This window comes from Mycobacterium sp. NGS39 (assembly GCF_059812765.1).
The window spans coordinates 21,723-29,340 of record NZ_JCALDH010000020.1 but is presented as its reverse complement, the minus strand read 5'-3'; the positions used below and the strand labels follow the sequence as shown (position 1 = coordinate 29,340).

Below are 7,618 nucleotides of genomic sequence, written 5' to 3'. Positions count from 1 at the left end.
CGCGCCCACGCCCTACGTGGGGCCGGCGCTGTTCATCTGGCCAGCGCGCTGGTTCTCGGTGACCCCGGCCTGATCGTCGCCGTTTGGGATCGGCGACTGCACGCTGGAGCCCAAGCCGTTGGGTGCCGAGTCGCCCCCGCCCAACTCGACCCCTGATCCGACCGCTCGACATTCGCGTGGGTCGACCCCAGCACCGACGACGATCCGCCAGACCAGGTCCGTGTCGTATGTGGCCAAGTCCCCTCGCACACATCGGCGCTACCCAGCACAAACCAGCTCCCATCCGGCGGTCACAGCGTGTAGCCTGAAGACACCAGTCATGGCAGCGACAGTGACTTGGGTCCGCTCTACGCGCTGCCAGTCATAGCAAAAGTGGTTGGAACACTCACCGCGCCCTCATCGCACCCGGGTGCTACACCAGGGATGGCGACCGTGGACGACGTAGCTTCGAATGCAGCTGAACCGCTTCAAGACATCGTGACCTACAACCAACAGCTTTTGGCCCGGTCGCGCAGAATCCAGGCAGAAGCCCGAGAAGTTTGCAGGCAAAGCCGGGAACTGCGTGCCCAACGCCAGTCTGCGGCGAAGCAGACCAAAGCAGAATAACCGCCGCACCCACGTGACCCGGTGCCTGCAGCCACCAACTCCACATGCCGGGTGCGCTGCAATGGCTTTACCTCTCCGCGGTCCTTGGCGAACGAAAACGCCGGGGCAAATTTGCTTTGTTGCCTAGCTTCCGTCCGGGTGGCTGTGGGTACTCCTGGGCTGCTCGGCTTCACACAACCCTGACGAAGGGAACGCCATGTCAGCGCCTAATGCGCCGGCCATTTCGCCTCGCAAGGTCCGATGGGCCACGGTTCAAGTGTTCGCATTAGCGATCGCGGTGGTGTTCCTGCTTGCCGGAATCCTCGGGTTCGTACCGAAAGTGACCGTCGGCTACGACACGATGACCTGGGCGGGACATGCCTCGAACGCCAAACTTCTTGGTGTGTTCGGTGTTTCGGTGCTACACAACCTGATTCACTTGGTGTTTGGCATTCTCGGGGTTCTGATGGCTCGAACGTTCAACGGTGCCCGTGCGTATCTGATTGGCACCGGCCTGGTGTACGCCGCCCTGTTCGTCTATGGCATGCTTGTCGACCGCGAAAGTTCGGCGAACCTGGTTCCAGTGAACGACGCAGATAACTGGCTGCATTTGGGACTGGCTGCAGCGGCTCTGTTCTTAGGCTGGGCTTTTGGTCGCCAAGGCAATAACCGCCCACTGGGCGGGATCAGTACGGGAGTATTCGTCGGCAAGGGGTGACACATGCAGGCCGTGCTTCACCAAGAATGCGGCGATGATCAATCCTGAACTCGGTGACGAAGTTTGAAACTTGTTGCGATACTACATGATTCGTCACCAAAACATGCTGTTCATCGATCCCATTGTCGGCGAGTGAGGGGTCGCCTGGAAGAACCCGTCGAGCACGATGTCGTCGCCCTCCTCCGGTTCAGCACCGCCCTCGCGAACAGCACCCATGACAAAAGCACCAGCATGAACACCGTCGCCTGCACAAGCACCGACGCGCCAGATGGGTAGAGGACCCCGGTGATGTAGTGGTCGATGAAGCCCGCAGACGGCAGCTGCGCCATTCCGGCATGCGCACGCGCCCATCGCTCGGCGTCGGTCAGCGGACAGGGGAAGTGCAGCAGAACACTGCCCAATCCCCACAACACTGTGAGCACATGCAACGCGATCGTGCGCGGCCACCGCAGCGCCAGGAAGCCGCCGACGACGAGGTAGCCGAGGAACATGAAGTGCACGGTTGCCACCGCGACGACGGCGATGAACACTCCTCCACTGTGGCACGCGGGCCCCGATCGAGAGGACACTAGGACGCGGAGGATCGCAATGCGACGATTTCCTGGCCTGACCCGCGGCGCCGGCACACCCTTCGCCGACCGCCGCGAAGCCGGGCGCGCCCTGGCCGCCGCGCTCACGACCTACCGCGGCACACCCGATCTTTTGGTGCTGGGTTTGCCGCGCGGCGGCGTGCCCGTCGCGTGGGAAGTGGCCGCCGCCCTGCACGCGCCGCTCGACGTGTTCGTCGTTCGCAAGCTTGGCGCGCCCCGCTGGGAGGAACTGGCCGTCGGCGCGTTGGCCAGCGGCGGCCTGGTGGTTTTCAACGATGAGGTGCTGCGCAGCCTCGGAATAACCCACGACCAGGTGCAAGAGGTGATCGACCGGGAGACCGCCGAGCTGGCCCGCCGCGAGAGCGCCTACCGCGGCGGGCGGCCGCCGATCCAGCTCACCGGCAAGACGGTGATCCTGGTCGACGACGGAATCGCCACCGGGGCCACCGTGCTGGCGGCGGTTCGAGCGATCCGCGCCGCGGCTCCGGCGAAGATCGTGGTCGCGGTTCCGGTGGCGCCCCCGACCGCCTGCCGGCAGCTGGCCGAAGCCGCAGACGACGTCGTCTGTGTGGCGACACCGCCGTCGTTCATGGCGGTCGGCGAGTACTACCGCAACTTCAGCCAGACCTCAGACGACGAGGTGCGCAAGCTTCTGGCCACCCCGACCTGCTGAGCTCAGCGCTCAGTCTTGTCTTCCTCGGCCACCGGCGCCTTCTCGTCGCCGGCACGCTCCTCGTCGGGGTACTCCTCGTCGAACTCTTGCGCCTCTGCCGGGGACTCCTCACGGGCGTCTTCCGGAGTTTCCGTAGTCTCTTCAGGGGAGTCGGCGGCGGGCGTGGTGTCGCGTTTCTGGCGCTCGCGCAGTGCATCCACGATGAGCAGGATCACGCCGATCACACTGGCTCCGATGCACACCCACGCGATCACCTCGTTGCTGGTGACAACCGCGGTCACCAAGGCGGCAAGGCCGATCACGGCCATGACCAGTGCGACGATCAGCATTGATCAGCCCTCGGGGCTAGTTGCCCCTGTTGTACTGATTGAAAGCGCCGCTGTCGCTGTTGGCGCTCGAGTCGACCGGAGCGGCGGAGCCGCGCTGACCCAGTTCCTCCAGCTGCGACTCGAGGTATGTCTTGAGCCGGGTGCGGTATTCGCGCTCGAACGTGCGCAACTGCTCGAGCCGTCCTTCCAGCACCGTGCGCTGCTGGTTGATGGTTCCCATGATCTCGGAGTGCTTACGTTCGGCATCGGCCTGCAACGCGTCGGCCTTCTCCTGGGCCTGGCGCAGCTGGGTCTCCGAGCGCATCTGCGCGTCGGCGAGCATGGCCTCGGCGCGCTGGCGCGCCTCGGTGACCGTGGTCTCGGCCTCGCGCCGCGCCTCCGAGAGGATCTGGTCGGCGTTGGCGCGGGCGTCGGCGAGCAGCTTGTCGGCCTCCGCCTTGGCGGTGCTGGTCAGCCGGTCGGCGGTGTCCTGGGCCAAGGCCAGCACGCGGGCGGCCTTGATGTGGGACTCTTCGTCGACGGGGCCGGGCGCGGCGGCCGGCGTGGGCGGCGCCTCGTACGCGGGCTGCGGTGCCTCGTAGGCGGGCTGCTGTGGCTCCGGCTGCTGCTCGTACAACGGTATGGCCTGGGTGGTGGCCGCGCCGTTGCCAGACCGCGCGCCGGCCAGCTCTTGCTCGAGTTCGCTGACCCGCTGGCGCAGATCCGTGTTCTCCTCGATCAGTCGCGTAAGCTCGGCCTCGACGAGATCGAGGAAAGCGTCGACCTCATCCTCGTTGTAGCCGCGTTTGCCGATGGGCGGCTTGCTGAATGCGACGTTGTGAACGTCGGCGGGCGTTAGCGGCATTTTCTGCCCCCTCAAAGTTCTGGACGGTCGAAGCTGATCTAGGAGTGTAGACCGTGGTCGGTGCCCGGACTGTAACTGCCGTCCATCCTGTCACATCAGAACCGCCGGTTGCAGGCGAGGATAATAATTAAGAAGGAATTTCAATCTCTGCGGCGAGCCGTGTTTTAGGCGCCGGCATTGAACGCCAGGTTCATTCCAATGAAGGCGACGAGCAGCAGGACCATGATCGAAAGGTCGAAGCGGACCGCGCCGACGGTCAGCTGAGGAATGATGCGCCGCAACAGCTTTACCGGCGGATCGGTGACCGTCAGGATGATTTCGAGGATCACCACCGTGACACCCCGCGGCCGCCAGTCCCGGCTGAACGAGCGAATGAATTCGATGACCACGCGGGCGATCAGCAACAGCCAGAATAAGAACAGCGCGAAGCCCAAAATGTCGAAGAACAGCCGCAACAGGCCCGACCTCACTAGAGACGTAGACGACAGCGCCCCCCGAACAGGGAGCGCTGTCAGCCTACCGATGGCTCACTGGTAGGCGTAAAAGCCCGCTTCAGCGATGCGCCGGCGTTCCTCGGCGCTGACGTCGACGTCTGCCGGCGACAGCAGGAACACTTTGGTGGCCACCTTGTCGAAGGAACCGCGCAGCGCGAACGCCAGGCCGGCGGCGAAATCCACCAGCCGCTTGGCGTCGGCGTTGTCCATCGAAACCAGGTCCATGATCACCGGGGTGCCGTCACGGAACCGTTCCCCGATGGTGCGTGCCTCGCTGTAGTCCTTCGGCCGCAGCGTGGTGATCTTCGACAAGGGGCTGCCGGCCTCGAACAGCTCGGCCATCCGACGGGGGTCCATCGCCAGCGAGCCGCGGGTAGCGCCGCGCAGTGCACCGAACCGCGAGCGGCCCATCTCCGGCGGCCGGTCGAATTCGCGCGGCCGGAACCGCGGTTCGTCGTAGCCGCGGTAGGACGGCGCGTAGTCGTCCGCGTCGCGGTCGTCGTAGTCGCGATCGCGAGCTTCGTAGCGACGACTCGGGCGGTCATAGCCGTCGTCGCCGAACCTCTCCGAATGTGGCCGGCGCGGATAGCTGCGTCCGCGGTCCTCGTCGTCGTAGTACTCGTCGTCGTAGTCCTCCATCGGCGCCATGCCGAAGTAGGCCTTGACCTTGTGAAGCGTACTCATCGGTGACCCTTTCGGGAGGCTCGTGGTTGACGACTATTTTGATGTTGGTGTGACAGGAGTGACTACTGCAGGTGACGATAAAGGCCGCGGTCCCAACAACGCGGTACCGACACGCACACAGGTGGACCCGTGTTTCACGGCAGCCTCCAAGTCGTCGGACATGCCAGCCGACAGGCCCGAGGCTTGCGGATGGCTGCGAAGTATCCGCTGATGCTCGGTCTGCAATCGGGCGAACGCCCGCTCCGGATCCCAGTCCAGCGGCGGTACGGCCATCAACCCGACCAGCGACAGGCCCGCTGCGGAAGCCACTGCATCGCACACTTCGTCCACGAGCTCAGGCCGGCGCACGTCCACCCCGCCGCGCTGCGGGTCACCGTCGAGGCTGACCTGCACAAACGCCCGCAGCGGCAGCCCGCTGACGGCTCGGTCCAACGCGCCGACCAGCCGCGTGCTGTCGATCGAGTGCACGGTGCCGGCCCAGCGGACGATAGAGCGGGCCTTATTGCGCTGAATCCGCCCGACCATGTGCCAGTGCACGTCTTCGTCGACGAGCCGGGCGACCTCGGCAGACTTGACCGCGGCCTCCTGGTCGCGGGATTCGCCGACGGCGCGGCAGCCGAGCCGGGCCAAGATCGCGACGTCGGAGGCGGGAAAGAACTTGGTGACCGGCAGCAGCTCGACGTCGGCCGGGTCGCGGCCCGCCGCGGCGGCGGCGTGGTCGATTCGCTGACGCACGGCCGCCAACGACCGCGCCAATTGTTCTTGGCGTTCAGTCATTCCATCCATATGACGGAGGCGAGCCGACCTGTCGTCGCTTGTCTGCGGTGACTGAACAGCTTCGGGTCGTCGACCGTGCAGCGCGGGTCGATGTCGATCGCCTTCACCCCCAAAGCGCTGAGCTGACGGGCAATTCCGGCCCGCAGGTCCAATGCCGGAGTGCCGCGGCGGCTGGTGGTGCGGCTACCCGGCAGCGCGGCTTCGACCTCCGCGGCCATCTCCTCGGGCACCTCGTAGTTGGCGCCGCTGACGGCCGGCCCCAGCAGCGCCGAAGTGTCGCCGGGGTGAGCGCCCGCAGCCTGCATCGCCTCCAGCGCGCGGGCCACCACGCCGCGCTGGGCGCCGACCCGCCCGGCGTGCACGGCCGCCACCACGCCGGCGCGCGCGTCTGCCAGCAGCACCGGGACACAGTCGGCAGTCACCACCGCCAGCGCCAGCCGCGGTGTCGTCGTCAGCAGCGCGTCGGTGTCGTCGACCGGGCTGTCCCGCGGCCCGTCGACACGCGTCACCCGGTCGCCGTGCACCTGATTCATCCAGATCAGCCGGTCCTCGTCGAGCCCGATCGCCGCAGCCAGCCGTTTCCTGTTGGCGGCGACCGCTTCGGGATCGTCGCCGACGTGGTCGCCGAGGTTGAACGTGTCGAAAGGTGGCCCGGAGACGCCGCCGTCGCGGGTAGTAGTCACCCGCCGAACCCGAATGGTCACGCAGCCAGTATTTACCGGCGCATGAACGGCGGCACGTCGACGTCGTCGTCATCGTCGCCGCCGATGCGCACGGTCGCGCCGTTGGTGTGCGCGGGAACAGCGGCCGGGTCACCGGGCTCGAACAGCGTCGAGGTGACCTTGCCGGCCGCACCGGCCGCTACCTTCGCGCCAGCACCCACCACAGGCTTCGCGTGCCTGGCGCTGACCGCGTCGAAGCCCGCGGCGATCACGGTGACCCGCACCTCGTCGCCCAGCGAGTCGTCGATGACCGTGCCGAAGATGATGTTGGCGTCGGGATGCGCGGCTTCCTGCACCAGCGACGCGGCCTCGTTGATTTCGAACAGCCCCAGATCGCTGCCGCCCGCGATTGACATCAGCACACCTTGCGCACCCTCCATGGATGCCTCGAGCAGCGGCGAATTGATGGCGATCTCAGCGGCTTTCAGCGCGCGGCCGTCCCCGCGGGCCGAGCCGATACCCATCAGCGCGGTCCCGGCGCCGCTCATGATGCCTTTGACGTCGGCGAAGTCGACGTTGATCAGCCCCGGCGTGGTGATGAGGTCGGTGATGCCCTGCACGCCGTTGAGCAGGACCTCGTCGGCGCTGCGGAACGCGTCCATCAGCGACACATGCGCGTCGCCCATCTGCAGCAGCCGGTCGTTGGGGATCACGATCAGCGTGTCGCAGCTTTCCCGCAGCGCGGCGATCCCGCCCTCGGCCTGCGCGCCGCGGCGCTTGCCCTCGAACGAGAACGGCCGGGTGACGACGCCGACGGTGAGCGCGCCGAGTTTGCGAGCGATGCTGGCGACGACGGGGGCGCCGCCGGTGCCGGTCCCGCCGCCCTCACCGGCGGTGACGAACACCATGTCGGCCCCGCGAAGCAGCTCTTCGATCTCGTCCTTGGCGTCCTCGGCGGCCCTGCGCCCGACTTCCGGGTCGGCGCCGGCGCCGAGTCCTCGGGTCGAGTCGCGACCGACATCGAGCTTGACGTCGGCATCGCTCATCAGCAGCGCTTGCGCGTCGGTGTTGATGGCGATGAACTCCACGCCCTTGAGGCCTTGCTCGATCATCCGGTTGACGGCGTTCACGCCGCCGCCGCCGATGCCGACGACTTTGATGACGGCGAGGTAGTTATGCGGGGGGGTCATCAATAGCCTTCCTCCCAACCCTCAACCTCAACCAGAGGCTTAGAGTTATGTCAAGTAGTTCCGCGCAACCAG

The 7,618-nt window shown here is 66.4% G+C and carries 10 protein-coding genes and 1 pseudogene; 3 read left to right on the top strand and 8 right to left on the bottom strand.

Annotation, left to right across the window (positions count from 1 at the left end; translation table 11 throughout):
• Both AC5Y39_RS20925 and AC5Y39_RS20920 read left to right on the top strand, forming a co-directional pair.
• Positions 1-156: pseudogene (locus AC5Y39_RS20925) on the top strand (type II toxin-antitoxin system VapC family toxin); the annotation flags it as partial.
• A 646-nt stretch (positions 157-802) separates the two neighbouring features.
• Complete coding sequence (locus tag AC5Y39_RS20920) at positions 803-1,303, top strand: DUF4383 domain-containing protein (protein WP_500021540.1); 501 nt, start codon at positions 803-805, stop codon at positions 1,301-1,303.
• 110 nt (positions 1,304-1,413) lie between these two features.
• Here the strand turns inward: AC5Y39_RS20920 and AC5Y39_RS20915 are convergent, their stop codons facing one another.
• Positions 1,414-1,833: a DUF2784 domain-containing protein gene (locus AC5Y39_RS20915; protein WP_500021542.1), complete on the bottom strand. Its 420-nt coding sequence runs from the start codon at positions 1,831-1,833 to the stop codon at positions 1,414-1,416.
• Positions 1,834-1,891: 58 nt separating this feature from the next.
• Between AC5Y39_RS20915 and AC5Y39_RS20910 the strand changes: the two genes are divergently transcribed.
• Positions 1,892-2,566 carry a phosphoribosyltransferase gene (locus AC5Y39_RS20910; RefSeq protein ID WP_500021544.1) on the top strand — a complete coding sequence of 225 codons (675 nt, stop codon included), beginning with the start codon at positions 1,892-1,894 and terminating at the stop codon, positions 2,564-2,566.
• A 2-nt stretch (positions 2,567-2,568) separates the two neighbouring features.
• Here the strand turns inward: AC5Y39_RS20910 and AC5Y39_RS20905 are convergent, their stop codons facing one another.
• The 7 genes from AC5Y39_RS20905 to ftsZ form a co-directional block, all read right to left on the bottom strand.
• The gene (locus AC5Y39_RS20905) at positions 2,569-2,895 is read right to left on the bottom strand and encodes a DUF308 domain-containing protein (protein WP_500021546.1); all 327 of its coding nucleotides are present in this window, start codon (positions 2,893-2,895) and stop codon (positions 2,569-2,571) included.
• Positions 2,896-2,911: 16 nt separating this feature from the next.
• Positions 2,912-3,739 (bottom strand): DivIVA-like cell division protein Wag31, encoded by an 828-nt coding sequence (gene wag31 / locus AC5Y39_RS20900; protein ID WP_500021547.1) that lies wholly within the window; start codon positions 3,737-3,739, stop codon positions 2,912-2,914.
• A gap of 164 nt (positions 3,740-3,903) precedes the next feature.
• Complete coding sequence (locus tag AC5Y39_RS20895; protein ID WP_499911671.1) at positions 3,904-4,194, bottom strand: YggT family protein; 291 nt, start codon at positions 4,192-4,194, stop codon at positions 3,904-3,906.
• Positions 4,195-4,266: 72 nt separating this feature from the next.
• Complete coding sequence (locus AC5Y39_RS20890) at positions 4,267-4,917, bottom strand: cell division protein SepF (RefSeq protein WP_499911670.1); 651 nt, start codon at positions 4,915-4,917, stop codon at positions 4,267-4,269.
• Between the two features lie 33 nt (positions 4,918-4,950).
• Positions 4,951-5,703 (bottom strand): YggS family pyridoxal phosphate-dependent enzyme, encoded by a 753-nt coding sequence (locus AC5Y39_RS20885; RefSeq protein WP_500021548.1) that lies wholly within the window; start codon positions 5,701-5,703, stop codon positions 4,951-4,953.
• On the bottom strand, positions 5,691-6,398 hold the full coding sequence (gene pgeF / locus AC5Y39_RS20880) for a peptidoglycan editing factor PgeF (RefSeq protein WP_500021549.1): 708 nt from the start codon (positions 6,396-6,398) through the stop codon (positions 5,691-5,693). Before pgeF ends, AC5Y39_RS20885 begins: the two co-directional genes overlap by 13 nt.
• 11 nt (positions 6,399-6,409) lie before the next feature.
• Complete coding sequence (gene ftsZ / locus AC5Y39_RS20875; protein WP_499911667.1) at positions 6,410-7,546, bottom strand: cell division protein FtsZ; 1,137 nt, start codon at positions 7,544-7,546, stop codon at positions 6,410-6,412.
• Positions 7,547-7,618: the final 72 nt, after the last annotated feature.